At 73.8% G+C, this 25,601-nt stretch carries 19 protein-coding genes and 3 pseudogenes; 18 read left to right on the top strand and 4 right to left on the bottom strand.

Annotated elements, in window-relative coordinates; all coding sequences use genetic code 11:
- Window positions 1–9: 9 nt before the first annotated feature.
- Entirely contained in the window at window positions 10–1,524 is a 1,515-nt protein-coding gene (locus VSR01_RS09095; RefSeq protein ID WP_326448740.1) for a helix-turn-helix domain-containing protein, read from the bottom strand.
- A gap of 590 nt (window positions 1,525–2,114) precedes the next feature.
- Here VSR01_RS09095 and VSR01_RS09090 point away from each other — a divergent pair.
- The 17 genes and pseudogenes from VSR01_RS09090 (at window position 2,115) to VSR01_RS09010 (ending at window position 19,500) form a co-directional block, all read left to right on the top strand.
- Window positions 2,115–2,747: a hypothetical protein gene (locus tag VSR01_RS09090; protein ID WP_326448739.1), complete on the top strand. Its 633-nt coding sequence runs from the start codon at window positions 2,115–2,117 to the stop codon at window positions 2,745–2,747.
- Window positions 2,748–3,114: 367 nt separating this feature from the next.
- Window positions 3,115–3,576, top strand: a pseudogene (locus tag VSR01_RS37690) (DUF6801 domain-containing protein); the annotation flags it as partial.
- 541 nt (window positions 3,577–4,117) lie between these two features.
- A complete protein-coding gene (locus tag VSR01_RS09080) occupies window positions 4,118–5,089 on the top strand; it encodes a hypothetical protein (protein WP_326448737.1) in 972 nt (323 codons plus the stop codon).
- 112 nt (window positions 5,090–5,201) lie between these two features.
- On the top strand, window positions 5,202–6,206 hold the full coding sequence (locus VSR01_RS09075) for an ABC transporter ATP-binding protein (RefSeq protein WP_326448736.1): 1,005 nt from the start codon (window positions 5,202–5,204) through the stop codon (window positions 6,204–6,206).
- Window positions 6,203–7,027 (top strand): MlaE family ABC transporter permease, encoded by an 825-nt coding sequence (locus VSR01_RS09070; RefSeq protein WP_326448735.1) that lies wholly within the window; start codon window positions 6,203–6,205, stop codon window positions 7,025–7,027. Before VSR01_RS09075 ends, VSR01_RS09070 begins: the two co-directional genes overlap by 4 nt.
- A gap of 3 nt (window positions 7,028–7,030) precedes the next feature.
- Complete coding sequence (locus VSR01_RS09065) at window positions 7,031–7,912, top strand: MlaE family ABC transporter permease (protein WP_326448734.1); 882 nt, start codon at window positions 7,031–7,033, stop codon at window positions 7,910–7,912.
- The gene (locus VSR01_RS09060; RefSeq protein ID WP_326448733.1) at window positions 7,909–9,192 is read left to right on the top strand and encodes an MCE family protein; all 1,284 of its coding nucleotides are present in this window, start codon (window positions 7,909–7,911) and stop codon (window positions 9,190–9,192) included. Before VSR01_RS09065 ends, VSR01_RS09060 begins: the two co-directional genes overlap by 4 nt.
- A complete protein-coding gene (locus VSR01_RS09055) occupies window positions 9,189–10,220 on the top strand; it encodes an MCE family protein (protein ID WP_326448732.1) in 1,032 nt (343 codons plus the stop codon). Before VSR01_RS09060 ends, VSR01_RS09055 begins: the two co-directional genes overlap by 4 nt.
- Window positions 10,217–11,302, top strand: coding sequence for an MCE family protein (locus VSR01_RS09050; protein ID WP_326448731.1), 1,086 nt, complete (start codon window positions 10,217–10,219; stop codon window positions 11,300–11,302). The genes VSR01_RS09055 and VSR01_RS09050 overlap by 4 nt, the downstream gene beginning before the upstream one ends.
- The gene (locus VSR01_RS09045; RefSeq protein ID WP_326448730.1) at window positions 11,299–12,435 is read left to right on the top strand and encodes an MCE family protein; all 1,137 of its coding nucleotides are present in this window, start codon (window positions 11,299–11,301) and stop codon (window positions 12,433–12,435) included. Before VSR01_RS09050 ends, VSR01_RS09045 begins: the two co-directional genes overlap by 4 nt.
- Window positions 12,432–13,604, top strand: a complete 1,173-nt coding sequence (locus tag VSR01_RS09040; RefSeq protein ID WP_326448729.1) for an MCE family protein — start codon at window positions 12,432–12,434, stop codon at window positions 13,602–13,604. The genes VSR01_RS09045 and VSR01_RS09040 overlap by 4 nt, the downstream gene beginning before the upstream one ends.
- Complete coding sequence (locus VSR01_RS09035) at window positions 13,604–14,956, top strand: MlaD family protein (RefSeq protein ID WP_326448728.1); 1,353 nt, start codon at window positions 13,604–13,606, stop codon at window positions 14,954–14,956. Before VSR01_RS09040 ends, VSR01_RS09035 begins: the two co-directional genes overlap by 1 nt.
- The gene (locus tag VSR01_RS09030) at window positions 14,953–15,603 is read left to right on the top strand and encodes a hypothetical protein (protein WP_326448727.1); all 651 of its coding nucleotides are present in this window, start codon (window positions 14,953–14,955) and stop codon (window positions 15,601–15,603) included. Before VSR01_RS09035 ends, VSR01_RS09030 begins: the two co-directional genes overlap by 4 nt.
- A gap of 15 nt (window positions 15,604–15,618) precedes the next feature.
- The gene (locus VSR01_RS09025) at window positions 15,619–16,368 is read left to right on the top strand and encodes a hypothetical protein (RefSeq protein WP_326448726.1); all 750 of its coding nucleotides are present in this window, start codon (window positions 15,619–15,621) and stop codon (window positions 16,366–16,368) included.
- Between the two features lie 229 nt (window positions 16,369–16,597).
- Entirely contained in the window at window positions 16,598–17,161 is a 564-nt protein-coding gene (locus VSR01_RS09020; RefSeq protein WP_326453569.1) for a nuclear transport factor 2 family protein, read from the top strand.
- 60 nt (window positions 17,162–17,221) lie between these two features.
- Window positions 17,222–17,953, top strand: a complete 732-nt coding sequence (locus tag VSR01_RS09015; RefSeq protein ID WP_326448725.1) for a hypothetical protein — start codon at window positions 17,222–17,224, stop codon at window positions 17,951–17,953.
- 185 nt (window positions 17,954–18,138) lie between these two features.
- Window positions 18,139–19,500, top strand: coding sequence for a glutamine synthetase family protein (locus tag VSR01_RS09010; protein ID WP_326448724.1), 1,362 nt, complete (start codon window positions 18,139–18,141; stop codon window positions 19,498–19,500).
- Between the two features lie 13 nt (window positions 19,501–19,513).
- Here VSR01_RS09010 and VSR01_RS09005 read toward each other — a convergent pair.
- The 3 genes and pseudogenes from VSR01_RS09005 to VSR01_RS08995 all read right to left on the bottom strand — a co-directional run bounded on the left by VSR01_RS09005 (window position 19,514) and on the right by VSR01_RS08995 (window position 22,862).
- A pseudogene (locus VSR01_RS09005) lies at window positions 19,514–20,616 on the bottom strand (TolB family protein).
- Complete coding sequence (locus VSR01_RS09000) at window positions 20,613–21,986, bottom strand: MFS transporter (protein ID WP_326448723.1); 1,374 nt, start codon at window positions 21,984–21,986, stop codon at window positions 20,613–20,615. Before VSR01_RS09000 ends, VSR01_RS09005 begins: the two are co-directional and overlap by 4 nt.
- Before the next feature lie 3 nt (window positions 21,987–21,989).
- Entirely contained in the window at window positions 21,990–22,862 is an 873-nt protein-coding gene (locus VSR01_RS08995) for an alkaline phosphatase family protein (protein ID WP_326453568.1), read from the bottom strand.
- Between the two features lie 188 nt (window positions 22,863–23,050).
- Here VSR01_RS08995 and VSR01_RS08990 point away from each other — a divergent pair.
- Window positions 23,051–25,339 (top strand): annotated as a pseudogene (locus VSR01_RS08990) (bifunctional [glutamine synthetase] adenylyltransferase/[glutamine synthetase]-adenylyl-L-tyrosine phosphorylase); the annotation flags it as partial.
- Window positions 25,340–25,601 lie beyond the last annotated feature (262 nt).

Below are 25,601 nucleotides of genomic sequence, written 5' to 3'. Positions count from 1 at the left end.
CGACGTCGCCTACGGCCTGCGAGCACCCGCTACCTGCGGCTGACGTTCACCGGGAACACGGGCCAGGCCGGTCGGCTCTCCGAGCTGGAGGCGTACGCCTCGTAACGGTCCGGGCGGCGGCGGGCGTCGCCGGACGGCGCGCGACGCCCGCGCGCCCGCCCGCTCAGGGGCGGCGGTTGCCGGCGCGGGGCCCCGCGGGGGACTCGTGCGGGCGCCGCCGCCCTCGCCGTGCTCGCGCAGGTGCAGCGCGCGCAGGGCGATCTCGGTGGCGAACCGGTCATCGGGGTCGGCGAGCTGGTCGCCGAAGGCCCGGTCCAGGATGCGCAGCCGGTAGCGGACGGTCTGCGGGTGCACCCCGAGCAACTCGGCAACCTGGGCGGCGGTGCCGCGGGTGGTGAGCCGGATGCGCAGGGTGTCGATCAGCCGGCTGCGCTGGGCCGGGGTCAGCCCGACCAGCGGGGCGAGGTACTTCGTGGCGATCTGGTCGGCCAGCGCCGAGTCTCCGAGCAGCCACAGCGGCAGCAGGTGGTCCTCGCTGAGCAGGACGCCGCCCCCGTCCGCGGAGGCGGCCCCGGTCCCGGCTTCGGTCATGGCCGTGGTCCTGGCCTCGGTGGCGGCGCCGGTCGCGGTCCCGCCGGTTCCGTTCGCGCCGCCCATCCCGTTCGCGCCGCCCGTCCCGTTCGCGCCGCCGGCGGGGGAGATGATGCCCGACTCGGCGAGCGCCAGCGTGTGCCGGGCCCAGCGCAGCGAGTCGGCGGCCTCGCCGAGCGCGGTGGTCAGGCCCACCGCGGCGCGGCAGCCGTCGAGCGCGGCGGCCAGGCTCTCGCGCCGCGCCGGGGTCAGCGGCCCGGGGATCAGCAGGTGCGGCTCGGGGTCGGCGAAGTCCACCAGCAGGTCCCGGTCGAGCGCGGCGCGCGAGGGGCGGCTGCCCGGGGCGAGCGCGACCAGCGTCACCTCCTCGGGCAGCGGCCAGCCGGAGTGGTCGGCGAGTTCGGCGAGCGCGCCGCGGGCCACCGCGGCGCCGCCGAGGATGCGCCGCAGCAGCCGCCTGCGCCGGTTGTCCGGCTCCTCGCCCAGCTCCTCCAGCGCCTGGACGTAGCCCTCGCGGGAGAGTTCGGCGAGATCGCCCATGTACGCGAAGAGCGCGTCGGCGAAGGTGAGCATGAAGGAGGCGGAGAGGCTGTAGCGGCGGCCGACGGTGCGCACCCGGCGCAGCGCCACCTGGCAGCCGATCCGGTACGCCGACTGCAGGCTGTCCAGGCTGCGGCCCTCGTACGCCTCGAAGCGGCCGAACTGCCGGCACAGGTCGTCGCGCAGCGCGGTGGTCGCCGTGGGCGCCGCCACCCGGTCCACGAATGTGGCGATGCTCTGCTCGATCCCGATTTTGATCACGCGGCCGTTGGGGCCTTCGAGCAGCGGTCCGTATTCGGGGATCGCGGCGACGATTTCAGCGGCCATCTCTTCTAAAAGACTGGGGAGTTCCGGGCGCATCACGGCGGCGAACTCGCGCGGTATCGGACCCATGGGTCCCATGGCTTCCGTCTGATCCGGGGTCTGCCGCATGACGGTCATCCACGTCCCCCTTCCCCCCACGCAGCGTCGCGTCGGTGACCTTGCTGCAAGATAGACCAATCGTGCACGGAGCGCAGCACCCCGAACACGCAAACGTTGTCGGCCCGTGCGGGCACTGGGCTCCGCGGCGTCCGTGGGCAGACCGTACCGCGCCGCGCGGGGGCTGTGCGGGGCGAAGCCGGCAGGCGCGGGGGATGTGCCGGAAAGCGCCCGGGAAGGGCCGGAAAAGTGGCCGGGCCGCGGCCGGCGGAGTTGGCCGGGAGTGCGGACCCGGCCGGGGCTACATTGCTCACTTCTTCACAAAAAACCGGTCGGGACTGTTGCCCGGGTGACAGAAAAATACCCGCCGGTAGGGTGCGGCCGAGAATCTTCGACTCGATTATTGCGCGCCTCGGTTACCCGTGCGTAACGTCCAGCAGCGCAAGGGCGACCGACCGGAATCGGTACCCGGCGTCCCAGCCAGTGAGTCGCAACCGAATTCCCGCTCAGCTGCGAGGACTCGCGGTTTGACCGGCACGCAAACTCCCAGGAAGGACCAGCCCGTGCGCAAGCTCTCCACCCTCACCAAGAGCAGTCTCGTCACCGGCGCCGCGCTCGCCGCGGCGGTGGGTCTGGCGGCCTCTCCGGCGTCCGCCGCCGGCACGTGGACCGTCACCGGAGGAGGCAGCTTCACCGGCAAATCCACCAACTCCACGCTGACCGACAGCTCCACCGGCACCCAGCTCAAGTGCACCACCTCGACCGCCACCGGCTCCGCGGCCAACGCCAGCGGCGCGTCCGGCACCGGCATCGGGTCCATCTCCGCCGTCACCTGGACCAGCTGCTCCGGCCCGCTGGGCATCACCTTCAGCGTCGCCGCGCAGAACCTGCCGTGGGCGATCAACGCGGTCAGCTACGCCAGCCCGGTCACCACCGGCACGATCACCGGCGTCAAGGCGCACATCAGCGGTGCCGGCTGCACCGCCGACTTCGGCGGCGCGACCAGCGGCAGCACCGCCACGCTCGACGTCAAGTACAACAACACCACCCACGTGCTGTCGCTGCTCGGCACCGGCAACCTGCACGCGTGGAACGTCTCGGGCATCTGCCTGGGCCTGATCAACTCCGGTGACGCGGTCTCGTACAAGGGCGACTACGCCCTGAGCCCGGCCACCCTGCAGATCACCTCCCCGTGATCTGACGCACCCCCACCGGCCGCGGCCGCCGCGGCCGGACCGCATCGGCAGGGACCCCGCCCCGTGACCCGGGGCCGGGTCCCTGTCCCGATGGAGCGGCATCCGACATCCGACATCCGGCGCCCGGCGCCCGGCGCCCGGCGCCCGGCGTCCGGCGTCCGGCGGCGGAGGCGCGTGCGCTGCGACGTGAGTACGCGGTCACTCCGCCGTACTCACTGGACGACAAAATTCCGCTTTTCCCTTGTCATCGAATGACAAGAAATCCGACCGCGCACAACCCGTCGCAGCTTCGGCTGTTCGATCACTTGCCCGGATTTATTACCCGCACGTAATGTCCTGGCGCCGAGCCTGCCGTGAGGAGTCCTAGATGAGGGGTGGCCTGGGAGCGCGCCGAACGGTGCGGCTCGCCGCCGTCGCCACGGCCGCGCTGGTGGCAGGGTTGCTCCCCGGGACGGACTCGGTGGCGAGCGGGGGCGGGGGAGAGCTGTCCATGGCGTACGCGTGCCGTTTCGCTTCGGGGGCGCAGGACGTCACCGTGGCATTCCGGCAGGAATTCCCGGCGGCCGGACGGAGCGGAAAACCGATTCAGCCCGGCGACCTCGCCATGACCGTCACCATTCCGCGCGCGGGCGTCACCGCGATGCTGCCCGCGGGCACGATCGCGGTCACCGCGACAGGCGATCTCACCGCGCACATCACCCAGGGCGGCTCGGCCGCCGACGCGGACTGGCCGGGCCTGACCGCCGGCGCCACGCCGGTGTCCGGCACCGGCGACCTGGCGCTGAAGCTCACCGGCACGGTCCCCGCGGTCACCGTCAGCGCCGGGGGCGACGTGGTCTTCCACCCGGCGGCGCTCGCGCTGACGCTGCACCCGCAGGCCGCGGCGTCCTCCGGGGGAGTCCGGGCGGTACGCCGCCGGCCGGCGGATCGGCCTCCGGCGGTTCCGCGGGCGGCACGGGCGGCGGCTCGGCGGGCTCGGCGGGCTCGGCGGGTTCGACCGGGTCGACGGACTCGGCCGGCGCGAGCGGCGGCTCCACGGGCTCCGGCACGGGTACGGCCTCGGACGGCGGTGCGGGCAGCGGTACGGACAGCGGTACGGCCGCCGGCTCGGACAGTGCCTCGGGCACCGGCACCGGCACCGGCAGCCACGCGGCCGCCCTGTCCGCGGACGCGGCGGACACCGCGGGCGCCACCGGCACAGCAGGCACGGCCGGCACCGCCGGCTCGGCGCCGGCTCCGGTTCCGGCTCCGGGGACGCCGCGGGCTCCGGCTCCGGCGGCACCACCGGCTCGGGCTCCGGCGGCGGCGCCGACCTCCTCGGCGACTGCGCCCCCGCCCCCGGCCAGGACACCGCGCTGGCCACCGTCCCGGTGTCCGGCGCCGCGCCCGGCACACCCGGCCCCGGCGGTTCGGCGTCCGCCGGACGCACCCCCACCGCCGGCGGCACCTCCCCGGGCGCGCCCGGCGCCACGGGCGCCAACACCGCGGCCGGCCGGCCCGGCGCCATCCTCCCGCAGGACGGCACGGTCCACTCGGGCCTGACCACCTGCGGCAAGACGCCCACCGGCGACCCGGACCCCAAGCGGCTGCCGCCCACCGGCTCCACCGCGATCGTCCTGCCGATGCCCGGCCAGCCGGCCTTCCCCGACGCCCCGATGTGCGGCTTCGCGGTCGGCTTCTCCAACGTCAACAAGCTCAACGGCGCGATGATCGTCAACGACCCGCACGCCCACCCGGTGATGGCCGAGGTCAACGGCGGCCGCCGCAAGGTGCTGGACTTCACCAACGAGTACGTCGAGGTCGACTCGGTCCTCGACCTGACGCTGCCGCCGTCGAAGGCCACCTTCCTCACCTACGGCTTCATGCCGACCACCGCGTCGGTGGAGTTCGTGCCCAAGGGCCTGATGACGGTCGTGCAGAGCGGCGACACCTTCTTCGACCAGCCGATCCTCACCACCATCGGCGGCTACCAGGAGATCCGGGTGCACGACGTGCGGATCAACGGCACCCCGCTGGACGTCGGTCCGAACTGCCGCACCGCCACCCCCGTCGACGTCGAGCTCAAGGGCCGCGAGGACGACTACCTGCCCGGCGGCGACGGCAAGCCCGACTACGACATCGTCAACGGCGGCCCGCTGATCGACGAGAACCTCGTCGTCCCGCCCTTCACCGGCTGCCGCTCGCACGGGGAGGACCTCGACGCGCTGTTCACCGCGTCGCTGTCCGGCCCCGGCAACACCCTCAACCTCTCCCAGGGCCGGCTGTGCGACCCGGTCAACGTCCCCGAGACCACCTGCCAGCCGGAGATCCAGATCCCGCAACTGCCGCAGCGCCGCCACTGATCGCACCCGCCACCGACCGCGCCCGCCACCGATCCGCACCCGCACCGATCCGTACCGCCGCCGTACCACCGCCGCACCACCGCCGCACCAACGTCGCCCCCAGGGAGGTGCCATGGGAATCGAAGTGACCGTCGAGGGACTGACGAAGTCGTTCGGCACACAGAACGTCTGGCAGGACGTGACGCTCACGCTGCCGGCCGGCGAGGTCAGCGTGATGCTCGGCCCCTCCGGGACCGGCAAGACGGTCTTCCTCAAGTCCGTCATCGGCCTGCTCAAACCCGAGCGCGGCCGGGTGCTCGTCGACGGCGTCGACATGGTGAACAGCCCCGAGCGCGACATCTACGAGGCCCGCAAGCTCTTCGGCCTGATGTTCCAGGACGGCGCGCTGTTCGGCTCGATGAACCTCTTCGACAACATCGCCTTCCCGCTGCGCGAGCACACCCGCAAGAAGGAGTCGGAGATCCGCCGCATCGTCATGGAGCGGATCGACATGGTCGGCCTGCTCGGCGCCGAGGGCAAGCTGCCCGGCGAGATCTCCGGCGGCATGCGCAAACGCGCCGGGCTGGCCCGCGCGCTGGTGCTCGACCCGCAGATCATCCTGTGCGACGAGCCGGACTCCGGCCTGGACCCGGTGCGCACCTCCTACATCTCCCAACTGCTCATCGACCTCAACGCGCAGATCGACGCGACGATGCTGATCGTCACCCACAACCTCGACATCGCCGCGACCGTGCCGGACAACATGGGCATGCTCTTCCGCCGCGAGCTGGTCGCCTTCGGCCCCCGCGAGCTGCTGCTGACCAGTCAGGAGCCGGTGGTCCGGCAGTTCCTGTCCGGGCGCAGGTCCGGCCCGATCGGCATGTCCGAGGAGAAGGACGAGGCGCTCATCGCCCGCGAGCAGCTCGACGGCGGCCCCGGCGGTCTCGGCGGCATCGGCCCCGGCGGCCCGCCGCGGATCGTGCCGCAGCTCGAACCCAGCCCCGGGCTGCCGGCCCGGCGCGCCGTCCAGCGGCACCGCGCCCGGGTGCTGTCCATGTGGGACACGCTGCCCGCCGCCGCCCGCGAGGCGATCAAGACCGGGCTGGCCCCGCACACCCCGCAGGGGGAGCCCGCATGACCGCGCCGCCGCGCCCGCCCGCCGCCGTGCCGGCCGCCCGCCCCCGCAGGTCCGTGCCGGGCACCGGAGCGCTGCGCGAGACCGGCCAGTTGATGACGCTGGCCGCCACCACCGTGCGCGACACCTTCCGCCGTCCGTTCCAAGTACGCGAGCTGATCGAGCAGTTCTGGTTCGTCGCCAGCGTCACGATCCTGCCCGCGGCACTGGTGTCCATCCCGTTCGGCGCCGTCATCGCTCTGCAAGTCGGCTCGCTCACCCAGCAGTTGGGCGCGCAGTCGTTCACCGGCGGGGCCAGCGTGCTGGCCGTCATCCAGCAGGCCAGCCCGCTGATCGTGGCGCTGCTCATCGCCGGCGCGGGCGGCAGCGCCATCTGCGCCGACCTCGGCTCCCGCAAGATCCGCGAGGAACTGGACGCGATGGAGGTGATGGGCGTCTCGCCGGTGCAGCGGCTGATCGTGCCGCGGGTGCTGGCCACCATGCTCGTCGCGGTCTTCCTCAACGGCCTGGTCTCGGTGGTCGGCACCCTCGGCGGCTACTTCTTCAACGTGATCATGCAGCACGGCACGCCCGGCGCGTACCTGTCCAGCTTCTCGGCGCTGGCCCAGCTGCCCGACCTGTACATCAGCGAGATCAAGGCGCTGGTCTTCGGCTTCATCGCCGGCATCGTCGCCGCCTACCGCGGCCTGCACCCCAAGGGCGGCCCAAAGGGCGTCGGCGACGCGGTCAACCAGTCCGTGGTCATCACCTTCCTGCTGCTGTTCCTGGTCAACGTCGTGCTCACGGCGATCTATCTGCAGCTCGTCCCGCAGAAGGGAGCCTGAGCGATGGCCCTGCTCGACAAGGACGCACCGCCGGCCGAGCCGCCGCCCCCCGGCCCGCGGCCCCGCCCCCGGCGCTCGGCCACCCGCTGGCTGCGCTGGCTGGACGAGACCGGCGACCACCTGATCTTCCACATCACCGCCGTGCTGTGGATCCCGCGCACCCTGCGCCGCTACATCAAAGAGGTGCAGCGGCTGCTGGCCGAGGTCGCCTTCGGCAGCGGCGGCCTCGGCGTGATCGGCGGCACCGTCGGCGTGATGATCGGCATGACGCTCGCCACCGGAACCGTCGTCGGCCTCCAGGGCTACGCGGCGATGAACGAGCTGGGCACCACCGCGTTCACCGGCTTCATCTCCGCCTACTTCAACACCCGTGAGATCGCCCCGCTGGTGGCCGGCCTGGCGCTGTCGGCGACCGTCGGCGCCGGCTTCACCGCACAGCTCGGCGCGATGCGCATCAACGAGGAGGTCGACGCGCTGGAGGGCATGGGCATCCGCTCCATGCCGTACCTGGTCACCACCCGGATCATCGCCGGCGTGGTGGCGATCGTGCCGCTCTACGGCATCGGCCTGCTCAGCAGCTACGCCGCCTCCCGGCTGGTCACGGTGTGGGTCAACGGCCAGTCCAAGGGCACCTACGACCACTACTTCACCCTGTTCCTGGCCCCCGAGGACGTGCTGCTGTCCACGCTGAAGGTGCTGATCTTCAGCGTCGTGGTGATCCTCGCGCACTGCTACTACGGCTACACCGCCAAGGGCGGCCCGGCCGGCGTCGGCATCGCGGTGGGCCGCTCGGTGCGCAACGCCATCGTGATCATCTCGATCACCGACTTCTTCCTGTCGCTGGCGATCTGGGGCGCCACCACCACCGTGCGGGTGGCCGGATGACCGCCGCCGACACGCTGCCGCAGCCCGCCGCCGCGCCCTCGCCCCCGCCGCCGCCCGCACCGCGCGGGACGCGCGCGGCCACCGCCCGCCGCCGCACCGCCGGCATCGTCTTCCTGCTGATCCCCGCGCTGCTGGCGTGGCTCGCCGTCGCCGTCTACGACAAGGACTTCAGCGACGAGGCCACCGTCACCGTGGTCACCGGCAGCGCCGGCAACGAGATGCACCTGGGCGCCGACGTGAAGGTCCGCGGCGTCGTCGTCGGCCGGGTCGAGGCCATCCACGCCGACGGCGACGGCGCCCGGCTGACCCTGGCCCTCGACCCCGGGCAGCTGCACCGCATCCCGGCCGGCGTCACCGCCCAGATGCTGCCCACCACCCTCTTCGGCGCCCGCTTCGTCGCGCTGGTGCCGCCGGCCGGCAGCGCTCCCGGCGGACCCACGCTCCGCGCGCACGCGCTCATCCCGCAGGACCGCTCCGGCGACGCCATCGAGCTCCAGCAGGTCCTGGACCACGTGATGCCGCTGCTGACCGCCGTCCAGCCGCAGAAGCTGTCGGCCACCCTCAACGCGGTGGCCACCGCCCTCGACGGCCGCGGCGCCGAGCTCGGCACCACCCTCGTCCAGCTGGACCGCTACCTGCGGGGGCTCAACCCCCAACTGCCGGCCCTCAACGACGACATCGAGCAGCTCGTGACCGTCAGCCACGTCTACGACGACGCCGCGCCCGACATCGTGCAGGCCCTGACCGACTTCACCAGGACCAGCGGCACCATCGCCCAGGAGCAGGCGAACCTCAGCACCCTGTACGGCACGGCCACCGCCACCGCGCAGGACCTGACCACCTACCTGCGGCAGAACAGGGACAACCTCATCCGGCTGTCCGCCGACAGCCGCGGCACCCTCGGCCTGCTCGCGCGGTACGCCCCGTCCTTCCCCTGCACGCTGCGCACCCTCGCCGACTTCGTGCCGGTCATGGACAAGGCGCTCGGCAAGGGCACCGGGCAGCCCGGTCTGCACGTGGACGTCAGCACCGAGCCCTCCCGCGGCAAGTACACCCCGGGCAAGGACACCCCGGTCTACGACGCGACCGGCGGCCCGCAGTGCTACCCCGTCCCGTACACCGGCCGCGGCACCGCGCCGCTGGCCAACTCCCCGCAGGAGAACGAACTGGTCAACGAACTCCTCGCGCCCTCCATGGACGCCGCGCCGCAGTCACTGCCGGACTGGAGCAGCCTGCTGACCGGGCCGGTCTTCCGCGGGACGGAGGTGACGGTGCGGTGAAGCGCCGCAGCCTGACCGGGCCGATCGTCAAATCGCTGATCTTCGTGCTGGTCACCGCCTTCGCCACCGCCGTGCTCGCGGTCAGCATCGCCGGCGCGGGAGTCGGCGACACCACCGGCTACAACGCCCGGTTCACCGACACCACGGGACTGGTCTCCGGCGACAGCGTGCGCATCGCCGGCGTCAAGGTCGGCCAGGTCGACTCGATCAAGGTCGTCGACCGCCGCTACGCCCAGGTGCACTTCTCGGTGCAGAAGGGCCGGGTGCTGCCCGCGTCGGCGACCGCGACCATCAAGTACCTCAACATGGTCGGCCAGCGCTACATCGACCTCGCCCAGGGCACCGGACCGGTCGGCGGGGTGCTGCGCCCCGGCGCCACCATCCCGCTGGACCGCACCACCCCCGCCCTGGACCTCACCCAGCTGTTCAACGGCTTCCAGCCGCTCTTCCAGGGCCTGTCGCCCACCGAGGTCAACAAACTGGCCGGGGAGATCGTCGAGGTGCTCCAGGGCGAGGGCGGCACCGTCGACAGCCTGATCAGCGACGTCGGCTCGGTCACCACCACGCTCGCCGCCAAGGACCAGGTGATCGGCCAGGTCATCGACAACCTCAACTCGGTGCTGACCACCGTCAACACCCGCGAGGCCGGCTTCGACGACCTGGTGGCCTCGCTCCAGCAGCTGGTCACCGGCTTCTCCCAGGACCGCGAGCCGATCGGTCAGTCGATCACCGCGATCTCCCAGCTCACCACCAGCACCGCCGGACTGCTCGACGACGGCCGGGCGCCGCTGAAGGACTCCATCGCCCAGCTCGGCCGGCTGTCCACCAACCTCGCCGACAACAGCCCGCAGCTGGAGGACTTCCTGAAGCAGACGCCGCGCAAGTTCGAGGCGGTGGGCCGGACCGCCTCCTACGGCTCCTGGCTCAACCTCTACCTCTGCCAGGCCACCGTCTCCGGGGTCCGCACCTCCGACGGCAGCGCGCCGCCCACCGGCATCGCCATCACCGAAGCGAGGTGCCGGTCATGAGGCCCAGGTTCCGCGCGCCGCGCCGGCTGCGGCTGCGCGCCCCCGCTCGCCGCGGCCGCCCGCTGTTCACACCGCTGCGGCACCGCAACCCCGTCCTGGTCGGCGCGATCGGCCTGGCGCTGCTGGTGCTGGCCGGCCTGGTCGCGTACAACGCCGACGCGCTGCCGGTGATCGGCGGCGGCACCTCCTACTCCGCGGACTTCAGCGAGGCCGCGGGGCTGCGCCCGGGCAACGAGGTCAGGGTGGCCGGCGTCAAGGTCGGCAAGGTCACCGGCGTCTCGCTGGACGGCGACAAGGTCAAGGTCACCTTCCGGGTCCGGCACACCTGGATCGGCGACGCCAGCACCGCCGCGATCGGCATCAAGACGCTGCTCGGCGAGAAGTACCTGGCCGTCGACCCGCTCGGCAGCCGCCCGCAGGACCCCGCCCAGCGCATCCCCAAGACCCGCACCACCTCGCCGTACGACGTCACCGAGGCGTTCAACGGCCTCGGCCGCACCTTCGGCGCGATCGACACCGCGCAGCTCGCCGCGAGCTTCGAGACGATCTCCGAGACGTTCAAGGACACCCCCGCCTCGGTGCGCAGCGCCGCCACCGGCCTGGCCGCGCTGTCCAAGACGGTCTCCAGCCGCGACGCCGAACTCGCCGACCTGCTCTCCGGCAGCAAGCAGCTCACCAAGACGCTGTCGGACCAGAACGGCCGCTTCCAGGCGCTCGTCTCGGACGGCAACCTGCTGCTCGACGAGCTGAACAAGCGCCGCGACGCCATCCACGACCTGCTCGTCGGCACCCAGAACCTGGGCACCCAGCTCAGCGGCCTGGTCGCCGACAACAACCGGCAACTCGCGCCCACCCTCGACGCGTTGGACCGCGTCACCACCGTGCTGGACGCCAACCAGGCCGGCCTGGACAAGGCGCTGGCGCTCGCCGGGCCGTACTACCGGCTGGTCGGCAACACCCTCGGCAACGGCCGCTGGTTCGACAGCTACCTGTGCGGCCTGGTGCCCAGGAACTACCTGCCGAAGGGCACCCCGCCGACCACCGGCTGCATGCCCCCCAAGGCGACCGGAGGCGCCTCATGACCGCGCTCCTGGGACGGCGCGCGCTGTCCCTGGCCATCGTGCTCGCCGTGATCGCGGCCGGCGCCGTCACCGCCGGCCTGCTGGCCTTCGGCGGCCCCGGCGGCACCCGCGTCACCGCCTACTTCGACCACGCCGTGGGCGTCTACCCCGGCTCCGACCTGCGCGTCCTCGGCGTCAAGGTGGGCACGGTCGACGCGGTGACGCCCCAGGGCACCCAGGTGAAGGTCACCCTCACCCTCGACCACGGCGTCAAGGTGCCGGCCGGCGCGGGCGCGGTCGTCGTCGCGCCCAGCGTCGTCGCCGACCGCTACGTCCAGCTCACCCCCGCCTACACCGGCGGCCCGCGGCTGAAGGACCACGCGGTCATCCCCGCCACCCGCACCGCCACCCCGGTCGAGGTCGACCAGCTCTACGACAGCGTCACGCAGCTCAGCAAGGCCCTCGGCCCGAACGGCGCCAACGCCACCGGCGCCCTGTCCGACCTGCTGGACACCGGCGCGGCCAACCTCGACGGCAACGGCAAGGCCATCGGCGACAGCATCGCCCAGCTCGGCGCGGCCTCCAAGACGCTCAACGGCCGCAGCGACGACCTGTTCGCCACGCTGTCCTACCTCCAGTCCTTCACCGCGATGCTGAAGGCCAACGACGGCAAGGTGAAGGCCGCCACCGACCAACTCTCCACCGTCAGCGGCTTCCTGGCCGACGACAAGGAGAACCTCGCCGGCGCGCTGCGGCAACTGTCCACCGCCCTCGGCCAGGTGAAGACCTTCGTCCAGGACAACCGCGCCCGCCTGAAGACCAGCGTCACCAAGCTCGAACCCATCACGCAGACCCTGGTCGACCAGCGCGCCTCGCTCGCCGAACTCCTCGACACCGCGCCGCTGGCCGCGGACAACGTGCTCAACGCGTACAACCCGAGGACCGGGGCTCTCGACGGCCGCGCGGACATCAACGAGCTGAGCATGGGCGGACCGCTGACCACCCCGAGGAAGGCGGCCACCGCGGGCGGCTCCACGCCGGCCGGGACCGGCGCCTCCACCGGTACGCCGAACGCCGCGTCCCCGCCGGCCGACCTGCCGCTGCCGCTGCCCGCGGTCGGCCCCGCCCACGCCGCGAACGGAGCCGACCGATGACGCGCACGACGGCCCGGGCCCGTATCGCGACCGCCGCCGCCGGCGCCGCGGCCCTCGGACTCGCCCTGACCGGCTGCGGTTTCGGCGGCGTGCAGGACATCCCGCTGCCCGGCGGCGCCGACCTCGGCGCCCACCCCTACACCGTCAAGGCCCGGTTCGCCGACGTGCTGGACCTGGTCCCGCAGGCGTCGGTACGCGTCAACGACGTCGCGGTCGGCCGGGTCACCGGCATCAGCCTGGCCGACGACCACGGCAAGGGGACGGCGGACCGGGCGGGTTGGCAGGCCGTGGTGACCATGAAGGTCAACGGCAAGGTGGTGCTGCCGGCCAACGCCTACGCGCACCTGGAGCAGTCCAGCCTGCTCGGCGAGAAGTACATCGAGCTGTCCGGGCCGCCGACCGGCGAGAGCGCCGGCGGGCGGCTGCGCGCCGGCGACGTCATCCCGATCGCGCGGACCAACCGCAACCCCGAGGTCGAGGAGGTCTTCGGCGCGCTGTCCATGCTGCTCAACGGCGGCGGCATCCAGCAGTTGAAGACCATCAGTACCCAGCTGAACGCGGCGCTCACCGGCAACGAGCCGCAGATCCGCGACATGCTCACCCAGGTGAACACGCTGGTCGGCGACCTCGACACGCACAAGCAGGACATCACCGACGCCCTCGACGGCGTCAACCAGCTCTCCGCGACGCTCGCCGCCCGCGACCGGCAGATCGGCACCGTGCTCACCGGACTCAGCCCCGGCCTCAAAGTGCTGGAGCAGCAGCGCGGTTCGCTCGTCACCATGCTGCGCTCGCTCGACACGCTGTCCGGCGTCGCGGTCGACACCGTCAACCGCAGCAAGGACGACATGGTCGCCGACCTCAAGGCGCTGGCGCCCACGCTCCAGCGGCTCGCCGACTCCGGCAAGGACCTGCCCGACTCCCTCCAGGTCCTGGTCACCTACCCCTTCACCGACGAGGTCCTCAACGGCGTCAAGGGCGACTACCTCAACGTCTACCTCGACATGACCGCCGCGCCCGGCACCCGGATCGTCCCGGCGCTGCAACCCGACGACAGCACCTACCCCGGCGTCGGCCCCACCCCCACGCCCACCGACGCCCCCGCGGCGAAGAAACAGGGCGGGCTGCCGCTGCCGCTGCCCTCGGTCACCACCACGGAGGGCCGCTGATGCTGACGAGGACCACCGTCGCCAAGAACATCGCCTTCCTGCTCGTCGCCGTCCTCGTGCTCGGCTACATCGGGGTGCGCTACGCCGACCTCGGCCGCTACGTCGGGCTCAGCGGCTACTACGACGTGAAGGTCGAACTCCCCGAGGCGGGCGGCCTGTTCAAGCACGCCGACGTCACCTACCGCGGCGTCTCGGTGGGCCGCGTCGGCGATGTGTCGCTCACCGACCGGGGCGTCGAGGCCACCTTGCGGATCGACGACTCCGCGCCACGCATCCCCAGCCGCCTCAAGGCCGTGGTCGCCGACCTGTCCGCGGTCGGCGAGGAGTACGTCGACCTGCGGCCGAGCACCGACCAGGGCCCCTTCCTGCACGACGGCTCACGGATCGCCGCGGCCGACGCGAGCGTGCCCGCGCCCGTCACCGACCTGCTCACCAGCGTCGACAGCCTGGCCGGTTCGGTGCCGCTGGACAGCCTGCGCACGGTCGTCGACGAGTTCGGCCAGGCCTTCGACGGGCAGGCGACCAACCTCCAGTCGCTGCTGGACAACAGCAGCGCGTTCGTCTCCGCCGCCGACGCCAACCTGCCCGTCGACACCCAGCTGATGGTCGACGGGCAGACCGTGCTGCGCACCCAGGCCGAGGAGGGCGACGCGATCAGGTCCTTCGCCGCCAACGCCAGTCAGCTGGCCGCGCGACTCGACTCCTCCGACGCCGACCTGCGCCGGCTGATCGCCGCGACGCCCGAGGCCGCGGGCCAGGTCAGCGCGCTGCTGCGGGACGTCGGCCCCGACCTGAGCGTGGTGCTCGCCAACCTGCTCACCACCTCCGACGTCGCGGTCACCCGGCAGCACGGCATCCAGGAGTTCCTGGTCAAGGTGCCCGCCGTGGTCGCGGCAGGCTCCACCGCGGTCACCGCGCAGGGCGTCAACTTCGGGATGGCCGTCACCTTCTTCTCACCGCTGCCGTGCACCTCCGGCTACGGCGGCACCGTCTACCGCAACGGGCTGGACACCAGCGCGCCGGCCACGGCCCTCAACACCGCCGCGCGCTGCACCTCCCCGGCCTCCTCCGGCCGCGACGTCCGCGGCTCGGCGCACGCACCGAGCGGCGGCGGGGTGCCGGAACCGGCGCAGCCCGGCTCGGTCCTGCCGACGTCCACCACGGCGACGACGGGCACGTCCTCCAGCGCCGCCGGCACATCCGGTACATCCGGTACGTCCAACGCGTCCGGCGCGCAGGCGGCGCGGTCCGCCGCCGCACCCGCACTCCCCGGCGCGCTGGGCCTTCCCGCGCTGCCGTCCGCCGCCCCGACCACGCTCGCGGGCCTCCTCGGTCTGGGGGACACGCCATGACGACGCACGACGAGCCGGCCGCCGCGGCTGCCGGTGCTGCTGCGGCTGCCGGTGCTTCCACGGCCTCCTCCGCCGCTGCCTCCACGGCCTCCGCCGTCGTCGTGGACCCGCCCGCGGCGAAGGCGGCCCGCAGGGGACGGCGGCCCGGGGGACGTACGCTCGCCTGGGCCGCGGCGTGGACGGCCGCCGCGGTGTTGCTCGGCGTCTCCGGCTGGGTCTACGCCGACACCCGCGGCGACGGCGCGCTCGGCTACGGCAAGGCGCGCGACGCCGCCCTCGACGCGGGCCGGGCGGACATCGCCCGGGTGACCAGCGTCGAGCGCGGCCACGTCGACCGCGACCTGGCGGCCTGGCTCGACGTGACGTCGGGACCGCTGCACGACCAGCTCACCCGCAGCCACACCTCCGACGCCGGACGGCTCAAGGCCGCGGACACCACCGCGAGCGGCGACGTCACCGACGCCGCGGTCACCGAACTCGACACCCGCGCCGGCACCGCGCGGCTCATCGCCACCGTGTCCGTACGCACCACCCTGGCCTCGGGCGCGGCCACCTCCGACCGCAAACGCTTCGAGGCCGCCCTGTCCCGCACCGGCGGCACCTGGAAGCTCACCGCGCTCACCGCCGTGCCCCTCGGCGCGAGCTGACGGAAGGACCCGGGCATGACCACGACCCACCACCCGCCCGAGGCGACGGACGCGGAGGCGACGGACGCGGAGGCGACGGAGGCCGCGACGGCTGAGGTCGCCGACGCCGAAGCCGCTGTGGGCGCGACCGCTGTGGGCGCGACCGCGGAAGCCGTCGGCGTCGAGGCCGCCGATGCCGAGGCCGAGGCCGAGACCGCCGTCGGCGTCGAGGCCGCGGCTCCCGCCGCTCCCGGCCGCCTCCGGCGGCTCCTGCGGCGCGCCGCGCGGTGGCCGCGGCGGCGGGTCGCCGCGGTCGCCGTGCTGCTGGCCGCGGTGCTCGCGTCCGGTTGGCTGCTGTACGCGGCGGCGCAGCTGCGGGACCCCGCGGCCACCGGCAACCGCGCGCTGACCGACACCGCGGCCACCGACCAGGTGACCGGCGACGTCAGCAACGCGCTGACCCGCGTCTTCGCCTACACGCCCGACGACACCCAGTCCACCGCGCAGGCCGCGCGCGACGTGCTCGCGGGCCACGCGGCGACGCAGTACCAGTCGCTGTTCGCGCAGATCAGAGAGCAGGTCGCGAGCCAGCGGCTGACGCTGACCACGCGGGTGGTCCGGGCGGGCGTCGTCTCGCTCACCGGCCACCGCGCCCGGCTGCTGGTCTTCCTCGACCAGACCGCCCAGCGCGCCGGCGGCGCCGCGACCAGCGCCGCCGCCCAGCTCTCGGTGACCGCGCAGTACAGCGGCGGCCACTGGCGGATCACCGAACTCACCGCACGCTAGGGGGAGACACGACATGCGCGCGAGCACGCCGGACACACCGTCCGCGAGGCCGCAGGACCCGGACGAGGCGGCCCGGGAGGACGGCGAGGACCGCGACGACCGCGAGGACCGCAACGACCGCGAGGGCCGCGAGGGCCGCGAGGTAACGGCGGACGGTCAGGAGGGTCGCGAGGACACCGCGGCCGGCACGGAGCATCGCGGGGGCCCGCTCGGCCGGGTCACGCCCCTCGTGCTGGCCGCCCTCGCCCTCGTCGTGGCCGCCGCGGTCGCCGCCGCGTGGGGCGGCTGGGCGTGGTACTCGGCCGCGCACGACGACGACGCGGCGTTCGCCCGCGCCCGGGACACCGTGCTGGCCGCGGGCGAACAGGCCGTGCAGAACATGAACACCCTCGACCACGGCGACGTCGACCACGGCCTGGACGTGTGGGAGTCCAGCACTACCGGCGAACTGCACTCCCAACTCGTCCAGGGCCGCGCCGACTTCGTCAAGGAAGTGCGGCAGGCGCAGACGGTGAGCACCGCGAAGGTGCTGTCCGGCGCGGTCACCGAGCTGGACACGAGGGCGGGCAAGGCCAGCGTGATGGTAGCGCTGCGGATCACCGTGCGGGCGCCGAAGGGCGGGCCGTCGGTGAAGGAGAGCCGGATGCTCGGCGAGCTGACCCGCACCCCGGCGGGCTGGAAGCTCAGCGCCCTGGGCCAGGCCCCCCTCGGCGACAGCGCGGACACCGCAGCCGACTCCAGCGCCGGCTCCGGTGCCGATTCCGGAACAGGTCAGCCGTCCCCGGGCCGGTAGCGCCGCACCGCCCACCGCACCGCCGCCGTACCGCGTACCGCGAGAGGACCGCCAGCCGCCATGTCGACCACCCGCCACCTGATCAACCGGCAGCGCCGCCTCGCCGCCGCGTCCGCCGCCACGGTCGCCCGACCCCGGACCGTACGGCCGGCCCAGCCGCGTACCGCGGAAGCCGACGACGCGCACGCCGCCGAGCCCGCCGCGTCGGCCGAGTCCACCGCGTCGCCCGAGCCCGCCGCGTCGGCCGCCCGGACCGCCCTGCGCCGCCTCTCCCGCACCGCCGTCCTGGCCGGCGCCCTCGCGCTGCTCACCGTGCTGCTCGGCGGCTTCGCCGCGTGGGCCGCGCACCGCGCCTCGGACCTGCGCGACTCCTCCGCCACCGGCAACACCGCGCTGACCGACACCGCCCGTACCAGCGAGGTCAAGGGCGCGATCGCGCAGGACGTCGACGCGGTCTTCTCGTACGACTACGCCGACACCGCCCGCACCGACGCCGCCGCCGCGCGGGTGCTGACCGGCCGAGCCGTGCGGCAGTACGCCACGATGCTGGCCCAGGTGCGCGCCCAGGCCCCGGCGAAGAAGCTCGTGCTGACCACGACCGTCACCGACACCGGCGTGGTCACCATCGACGGCGACCGGGCCCGGGTGCTGGTCTACGCCGACCAGCGCAACACCAGCACCGCGTCCTCGGCCAGCGCCGGCGGCAGCACCTACGCGGCGGCGATGTTCGCCGTGGACGCCGTACGGCAGGGCGGCTCCTGGAAGATCGCGTCCATCGACACCTTCGGCTGAGCCCGCCCCCGCGGGCGTCGCGGGCCCTCCCCGGGGCACGATGGGGATTCCCCCGTGCACTATGGGCACGATGAGCCCTATGGGGGAGCGGGGACGGCAACGCGGCCGAAACGGTGTGGTGCAATGCTCGTGACCCCCGCCGCGGCCGTCCGCGGGGCAGGCCGAGCTCGCAAGGATGGATGGATATGGACAAGCAGCAGGAGTTCGTTCTCCGCACCCTGGAGGAGCGCGACATCCGCTTCGTTCGGCTGTGGTTCACCGACGTGCTCGGCTATCTGAAGTCGGTCGCGGTCGCCCCCGCCGAGCTGGAGCAGGCGTTCGACGAGGGGATCGGCTTCGACGGCTCGGCGATCGAGGGCTTCGCCCGGGTGTACGAGTCGGACATGATCGCCAAGCCGGACCCGGGCACGTTCCAGGTGCTGCCCTGGCGCGCCGAGGCGCCCGGCACCGCGCGGATGTTCTGCGACATCCTGATGCCCGACGGCTCGCCCTCCTACGCCGACCCGCGCTACGTCCTCAAGCGGGCCCTGGCCAAGACCTCCGACCTGGGCTTCACCTTCTACACGCACCCGGAGATCGAGTTCTACCTGCTCAAGGACAAGCCGCTGGACAGCGGCCGGCCGACCCCTGCGGACAACTCCGGCTACTTCGACCACACCCCGCAGAACGTCGGCATGGACTTCCGCCGCCAGGCCATCACGATGCTGGAGTCGATGGGCATCTCGGTGGAGTTCTCGCACCACGAGGGCGCGCCCGGCCAGCAGGAGATCGACCTGCGGTACGCCGACGCGCTGTCCACCGCCGACAACATCATGACGTTCCGCCTGGTCATGAAGCAGGTCGCGCTGGAGCAGGGGGTGCACGCGACGTTCATGCCCAAGCCGTTCTCCGAGCACCCCGGCTCCGGCATGCACTCGCACCTGTCGCTCTTCGAGGGCGATCGCAACGCGTTCTACGAGTCCGGCGCGGAGTTCCAGCTCTCCAAGGTCGGCCGCTCCTTCATCGCGGGACTGCTGCGCTACGCGGGCGAGATCTCCGCGGTCACCAACCAGTGGGTGAACTCCTACAAGCGGATCTGGGGCGGTTCGCAGCGCACCGCCGGCGCGGGCGGCGAGGCCCCCTCGTACATCTGCTGGGGCCACAACAACCGCTCGGCGCTGATTCGGGTGCCGATGTACAAGCCCGGCAAGACCGGCTCGACCCGCGTCGAGGTCCGCTCGCTGGACTCCGGCGCCAACCCCTACCTGTCCTACGCCGTCCTCCTCGCGGCCGGCATGAAGGGCATCCAGGAGGGCCTGGAACTGCCCGCCGGCGCCGACGACGACGTGTGGGCCCTGTCCGACGCGGAGCGCCGCGCCCTGGGCATCGAGCCCCTCCCGCAGAACCTCGGCGAGGCGATCGCCCTGATGGAGCGCAGCGAACTGGTCGCCGAGACCCTCGGGGAGCACGTCTTCGACTTCTTCCTGCGCAACAAGAAGCAGGAGTGGGAGGAGTACCGCTCCGAGGTCACGGCCTTCGAGCTGCGGAAGAACCTGCCGGTGCTGTAGGGCCGGCGGGCGGTCAGGGGATCCAGGCGGGGGAGAGGGCGGAGGGGGTCAGCAGGCGCGGGTGGCCGGGCCGGCGGCGGGGACGGCGTAGAGGTCGGAGCCGTAGTCGCCGGGGAGGGCGTAGACGAGGGTGTGGTCGTCGGACCAGACGGCCTGGTCGTCGACGTCGCGGGTCTCGGCGGTGGGGTGGTCGCGCAGGGTGGCCAGGTCCAGGACGTACAGCCGCCAGGGAGCGTCGGAGGACAGGCCGGGGACCCGCTTCTTGAAGGCGATGCGGGTGCCGTCGGGGGAGAGCGAGGGGCACTCGACGTTGGTGCGCAGCGTGACCGCCGTGCGCGTCGCGGTGTCGCCGCGGATCAGGTACGTGCGGCCGCCGGTGGCCAGCGTCGCGTAGAAGGTGGTGTCGTCGGCGAAGGTGACGCCCCAGAAGTTGACGTCGGCGGCCCTGACGCGGTGGCCGCCGCGCGTCACCGCGTAGTCCTCCAGGGTCGGCTGGAGGACGCCGGTGCGGGTGTCGAGGATCGAGGTCCGGGTGGAGAAGTTCGTGCCCGCGTACGAGTCGCCGCCGACGAACACCGTCCAGGCGACCATCCGGCCGCTGGGCGAGACCCGGGCCCGGGTCGGGATGCCGGCCAGCGCGACGGTGCGCACCGGGCGCAGCCGCGCGTCCAGCACCACCGCGCGGTACGTGTCGCTGACCGGCCCCCGCACCGCCTGCAGGCAGATGCCGGTGCCGCCGGCCGCGTAGAAGCGCAGGCACCTCACGCCGGACGCGGTGCGCGGGCCGTTCGGGGCGCCCGCGGGGACGCTGGTCAGCTCGTCGCGGTGCGGGCCCCAGGCCATCGACCGGAAGACGATCCGCGGGCCGGACGTACCGCTCGCCGCTGCCTGACCCTGTTCCTGTCCTTGTGATCGTTCTTGTCCTTGTGATCGCGCCGCCGCGGCCCCGCCGTCCGGCGCCAGGGACACCGCCCCCGGGCGCACCACCGGCCCGCCCGCCTGCACCTGGTTCTTCCGGTCGGCCCGCTCCGCCGCGTGCCACACCGCCGCGCCCGCCACGCAGACCAGCACCACCACGCAGGCGAGCAGCACGAGCACCTTGCCGCGTACGGTCATGTGCGCGCAGCCCCCCGGATCGTCCCCGGCGCGCCCCCGCCCTCGCGCGGCCGCAGCGCCAGCGCCAGCGCCACGCTCACCACCAGCGCGACCGCGGCCCCGCTCAGCGCCGAGCGGTCGCCCCACGCCGTCCACGCCGCGCCGAAGCCGAGCGAGCAGACGAAACGGGCCGCCGCCTGACCGGTCTGCACCAGCGCGAGCCCGCTGGACCGCAGCGCCGCCGGCACGGAACCGGCCGCCGCGGCCATCAGCACGCCGTCCGTCGCGGCGTAGAAGGCGCCGTGCAGCGCCAGCACGGCGTACGGGAGCACGCCCGCGCGCAGCGACGACAGCAGCAGCCCGTACGCGAGCAGCAGCGCGACATGGCCGCCGACGAAGACCCGCCAGCGGCCCACCCGGTCCGCCCAGCGGCCGAGCGGCACGGCCAGCAGCAGGAAGGCCGCCGCGGTGCCGAGCGGCAGCAGCGCGAACCAGCGGTCGGGCACGCCGAGCCGGCGCTGCAGCAGTAGGTAGACGAACGAGTCACTGACCGTCGCCAGGCCCAACGCCACCGCGCACAGCGTGAGTCCGCGCAGCTCGCGCCGGTTCAGCAGGGCCGCCGCGGCCCGCAGCGACGGGCGTTCGGCCTCCCGCCGGGCGGACCCGAGGCCGGACGCCCGCGCCGGGACGAAGAGCAGCAGCACCACCACGCCCGCAGCCGCGACGCAGAAGCTCACCGTGAACACCGCGTCGTAGCCGTCCGCCGCCTGACGCAGGATCAGGAAGGCGGCGAGCGGGCCGAGCAGGGCGCCGGTGGTGTCCATCGCACGGTGCACGCCGAAGGCGCGGCCGCGCCGCTCGGGCGGGGCGGACAGGGAGATCATGGCGTCGCGCGGCGCGGTGCGCAGCCCCTTGCCGGTGCGGTCCGCCGCGAGCACCGCGCCGATCAGCGGCAGGGTGTGCACGGCCAGCAGCAGCGGCTTGCACAGCGCCGACAGGCCGTAGCCGGCCGCGGCCACCGCCTTGTGCCGGCCGCCGCGGTCGGCGAGGTGGCCGCCGACCAGCCGGACCAGCGCGCTGAAACCGTTGTACACGCCGTCCAGCAGGCCGAAGCCGAGCGGGGACAGGCCGAGCCCGGTCACCAGGTACAGCGGCAGCACCGCGGTGACCATCTCCGAGGAGATGTCGGTGACCAGGCTGACCGTGCCCAGCGCCAGCACGGTGGCGCCGACGGCCGTGCCCGCGCGGCGCCCGCCCGCGGCCGTGCCCGTGTCCGCGGCCGTGCCCGTGCCCGCCGCCGGGGGCGTGGCCGCGGGCGTGACCGGGGACGGGGACGCCGCCTCCGGCGCGGGCGCCGCGGGAGTGCCGCGGCGGCTCTCGCTGAGGTACATCCGTCAGCCGGCCCAGATCCCGGTGATGTCGGACGCGGAGGCGGCCTGGCCGGCGTGCGAGGAGACGCCCGCCAGGTCCTCCAGGGTGCGCAGGAGGTTGTAGTGGTTGTACGTGGTGGCGGTGGAGCTGCCCGCGGTCACCGGCTGGCCGTAGAACACCGTCGGGATCCGGTTGCCGCTCAGCGAGTTGTCCTCGTCGAAGGTGATGACGAGCAGGCTGTTGTGGGTCTTGGCCCAGGTCGCGTAGCCGCCGAGGTTGTTCTTGATCCAGGTGTCGCCGGTGGACACCGAGCAGTCGTGCATGTCGCTGCACAGGTTCGGCGTGACGAAGGAGACCCGCGGCAGCGTCGAGTAGTCGGTCGGGAACTGCGCGAAGGTCTTCGCGGTCGACGTCGGCACGTTGCTGAAGCCGAACCACGGGTTGTGCTTCTGCGCGTAGTCGCCGCTCTTGCACACGGTCGAACCGGCGCTGGGCAGCGTCTCGTTGTAGCTGGCCCAGGTCTTGCCGGCCGCGATCACCTCGGAGCCGAGGTTGGCCGCGGAGCTGAAGCCCGGCGTGACGCAGCTGTCGTCGGTGACGCCCTGCGTGGAGCCGGAGAAGAGCGCGTAGTAGTTGGGCTGGCTGGGGTGCGTGATGGCGTGGCTCTGGGTGAGGTTGCCGCCGCCGGACTTCAGCGAGTTGATGTACGGGGCGCTGGAGCTGCCGATCACCTGGCTGTACGCGTGGTTCTCCATCACCACGACCACGGTGTGGTCGGGGGTCGGCACCGAGCCCGCCGCCTGGGCGTCGGCGCCGAGGCCCGCCCACAGCCCGGCGGAGGCGGCGGCCAGGCCGCCGGCGGTCAGCAGTGCGGTGCGGGTGCGGGTGCGGGTCACGCGGCGCGTGCGCACGGGTTACCTCCGGTGAGGGGGTGAATACGGTGTGCGGTGTGCGGTGTGCATGCCAAACCGTAGGGCTCACGCCCCTCTGTCGCACCCCGTCCGCGCGTGAACGTTCAGCAAACGTGTGGCTCGCCGGGTGCGGGGGACCGTGGAGTGGGGGGCCGCGGCCGTGGTGGGTAGGTTTGGGGACACGACGTGGTCACGGGACGGGCCAACCCGCCGGGAGGGCGCATGCAGGGGCGACGCAGCAGTACGTTCTCGCGGCTGCTGCGGCACGGCTTCACCGACCCCGGCGCGGCCGAGCGGCTGCTCGACCTGGACGTGCTCAGCGGCGTCCGCACCGATCCCGTGCTGCTGGAGGCGCTCGGCGCGACCGCCGACCCCGACCAGGCGCTGCGCGGCCTGGTGCGGCTGGCCGAGGCGCTGGAGCCGGCCGAGCGGCGGGCGCTGCTGGACACCGTCACCACCGCCAAGCCGCTGCGCGACCGGCTGCTCGGCGTGCTCGGCGCGTCCGAGGCGCTCGGCGACCACCTGGCCAGGCACCCGGCGGACTGGCACGCCCTGGTCACGTACGAGGCGGCGGACCTCCATCCGGGCGTCGCCGAGTTCGTCCACGGTCTGGCCGCCGCCGACTCGCCGGACGCCCTGCGTCGCGCGTACCGCCGCTGCCTGCTGGGGATAGCGGCCCGCGACGTGTGCGGCACCAGCGACCTGGCGCGCACCGCGGCCGAGCTGGCGGACCTGGCGACCGCGACGCTGCGCGCCGCGCTGGCCATGGCGGCGGCCGAGCAGCCGCAGGACGCGGCGGCGTGCCGGCTGGCGGTGATCGGCATGGGCAAGTGCGGCGGCCACGAGCTGAACTACGTCTCCGACGTGGACGTCATCTTCGTCGCGGAGCCGCCGGAGGCGTCGGAGCTGGCCGAGGCGTCGGAGCCGCTGGAGGCGTCGGGGTTGTCGGGGCCGCCCGAGGGTTCGGCGGGGCGCCGGGGCGCGGGGCCGTCCGCGGCGCCCGACGGCCGTACCTCCGGCGCGGCGTCCGCTCCGGGCACCTCCGGCGCCGCGTCCGCTCCGGGCGCCGCCTGCCCGCACCCGCCCCCAATCCTCCCGACCCCGCCGACGCCGCCCGCCGGGCCGTCCAGGCCGCCACCCGACTGGCCGCGCGCATGATGCGGATCTGCTCCGACACCACCGCCGAGGGCACGATCTGGCCGGTCGACGCCAACCTGCGGCCCGAGGGCAAGAACGGGCCGCTGGTCCGCACCCTCTCCTCGCACCTGGCCTACTACCGCCGCTGGGCCAAGACCTGGGAGTTCCAGGCGCTGCTGAAGGCCCGACCGGTGGCCGGCGACGCGGCGCTCGGCGAGGAGTACGTCGCGGCCATCCGCCCGCTGGTCTGGCAGGCCGCCGACCGCGACCACTTCGTCACCGACGTGCAGGAGATGCGCCGCCGCGTGGTGGACAACATCCCGGTCGCGCACGTCGACCGCGAGCTGAAGCTCGGCCCCGGCGGCCTGCGCGACGTGGAGTTCGCGGTGCAGCTGCTGCAACTGGTGCACGGCCGCTCCGACCCCTCGCTGCGCAGCGGCACCACCCTGACCGCCCTCGCCGACCTCGCCGCCGGCGGCTACGTCGGCCGCGCCGACGCCGCCTCGCTGGACGCCGCCTACCGCTTCCTGCGGCTGATGGAGCACCGCATCCAGCTCTTCCGGCTGCGCCGCACCCACCTCGTGCCCGACACCGAGGCCGACCTGCGCCGGCTCGGCCGCGGTCTGGGCTTCCGCGCCGACCCGGTGGCGAACCTGAACCGCGAGTGGCGGCGGCACGCCGTCGAGGTGCGCAGGCTGCACGAGAAGCTCTTCTACCGCCCGCTGCTCGACGCGGTCGCCCAACTGGGCGGCGACGGCGCGCGGCTCGGCCCCGGCGCGGCCCGCGAGCGGCTGCAGGCGCTGGGCTACGCCGACCCCGCCGCGGCCATCCGCCATCTGGAGGCGCTGGCCAGCGGGGTCAGCCGCAAGGCCGCGATCCAGCGCACGCTGCTGCCGGTGCTGCTCGGCTGGTTCGCCGACTCCGCCGACCCCGACGCCGGGCTGCTCGGCTTCCGCAAGGTCTCCGACGCGCTCGGCAGGACGCCCTGGTACCTGCGGCTGCTGCGGGACGAGGGAGCGGCGGCGCAGCGGCTGGCCCGCGTGCTGTCCTCCGGCCGGCTCGCGCCGGACCTGCTGATGCGCGCGCCCGAGGCGGTCGCGCTGCTCGGCTCACCGGACGGTCTCGCGCCGCGCGAGCACGCCGCGCTGGAGCAGGAGGTGCTGGCCGCGGTGGGCCGCGCCGACACCCCCGAGCAGGCGGTCGACGCGGTGCGCGGGGTGCGCAGACGCGAGCTGTTCCGCACCGCGGCGGCCGACCTCATCGACACGTACGGCGACGACGTCGAGCCCGCGCCGGACGCCGCGGCGGCGGTCCAGGGCGTGGGCCCGCTCCCGCGCGGCGCGGCCGGCCCGGGCCGGCTCCGGCTCGACCTCCGGCTCCGGCGCCGCTCCGGTCCACGGCGCAGCTGCGGTCCACGGTGCCGGGCCGGTCCACGGCGCGGCTGCGGTCCACGGCGCCGCTCCGGTCCACGGTGCCGGGCCGGTCCACGGCGCGGGGCCGGCTCCCCGCGCGCCTCCGCCGCCGGCAACGGCAACGGAGCGGGCGGCCCGGGTCCGGCCGTGGGCGGCGCCGGCCCCGCGCCGGCGC

The organism is Actinacidiphila sp. DG2A-62 (assembly GCF_035825295.1).
Lineage (GTDB): Bacteria > Actinomycetota > Actinomycetes > Streptomycetales > Streptomycetaceae > Actinacidiphila.
This window is presented reverse-complemented; position numbering and strand designations above follow the sequence as displayed.

Excerpts from the sequence above, each read along its gene's own strand:
- VSR01_RS09095 (WP_326448740.1), bottom strand. The coding sequence starts at position 1,524 with ATGGGTCCGATACCGCGCGAGTTCGCCGCCGTGATGCGCCCGGAACTC.
- VSR01_RS09075 (WP_326448736.1), top strand. The coding sequence starts at position 5,202 with ATGGGAATCGAAGTGACCGTCGAGGGACTGACGAAGTCGTTCGGCACA.
- VSR01_RS09070 (WP_326448735.1), top strand. The coding sequence starts at position 6,203 with ATGACCGCGCCGCCGCGCCCGCCCGCCGCCGTGCCGGCCGCCCGCCCC.
- VSR01_RS09065 (WP_326448734.1), top strand. The coding sequence starts at position 7,031 with ATGGCCCTGCTCGACAAGGACGCACCGCCGGCCGAGCCGCCGCCCCCC.
- VSR01_RS09060 (WP_326448733.1), top strand. The coding sequence starts at position 7,909 with ATGACCGCCGCCGACACGCTGCCGCAGCCCGCCGCCGCGCCCTCGCCC.
- VSR01_RS09050 (WP_326448731.1), top strand. The coding sequence starts at position 10,217 with ATGAGGCCCAGGTTCCGCGCGCCGCGCCGGCTGCGGCTGCGCGCCCCC.
- VSR01_RS09045 (WP_326448730.1), top strand. The coding sequence starts at position 11,299 with ATGACCGCGCTCCTGGGACGGCGCGCGCTGTCCCTGGCCATCGTGCTC.
- VSR01_RS09040 (WP_326448729.1), top strand. The coding sequence starts at position 12,432 with ATGACGCGCACGACGGCCCGGGCCCGTATCGCGACCGCCGCCGCCGGC.
- VSR01_RS09035 (WP_326448728.1), top strand. The coding sequence starts at position 13,604 with ATGCTGACGAGGACCACCGTCGCCAAGAACATCGCCTTCCTGCTCGTC.
- VSR01_RS09030 (WP_326448727.1), top strand. The coding sequence starts at position 14,953 with ATGACGACGCACGACGAGCCGGCCGCCGCGGCTGCCGGTGCTGCTGCG.
- VSR01_RS09025 (WP_326448726.1), top strand. The coding sequence starts at position 15,619 with ATGACCACGACCCACCACCCGCCCGAGGCGACGGACGCGGAGGCGACG.
- VSR01_RS09015 (WP_326448725.1), top strand. The coding sequence starts at position 17,222 with ATGTCGACCACCCGCCACCTGATCAACCGGCAGCGCCGCCTCGCCGCC.
- VSR01_RS09010 (WP_326448724.1), top strand. The coding sequence starts at position 18,139 with ATGGACAAGCAGCAGGAGTTCGTTCTCCGCACCCTGGAGGAGCGCGAC.
- VSR01_RS09000 (WP_326448723.1), bottom strand. The coding sequence starts at position 21,986 with ATGTACCTCAGCGAGAGCCGCCGCGGCACTCCCGCGGCGCCCGCGCCG.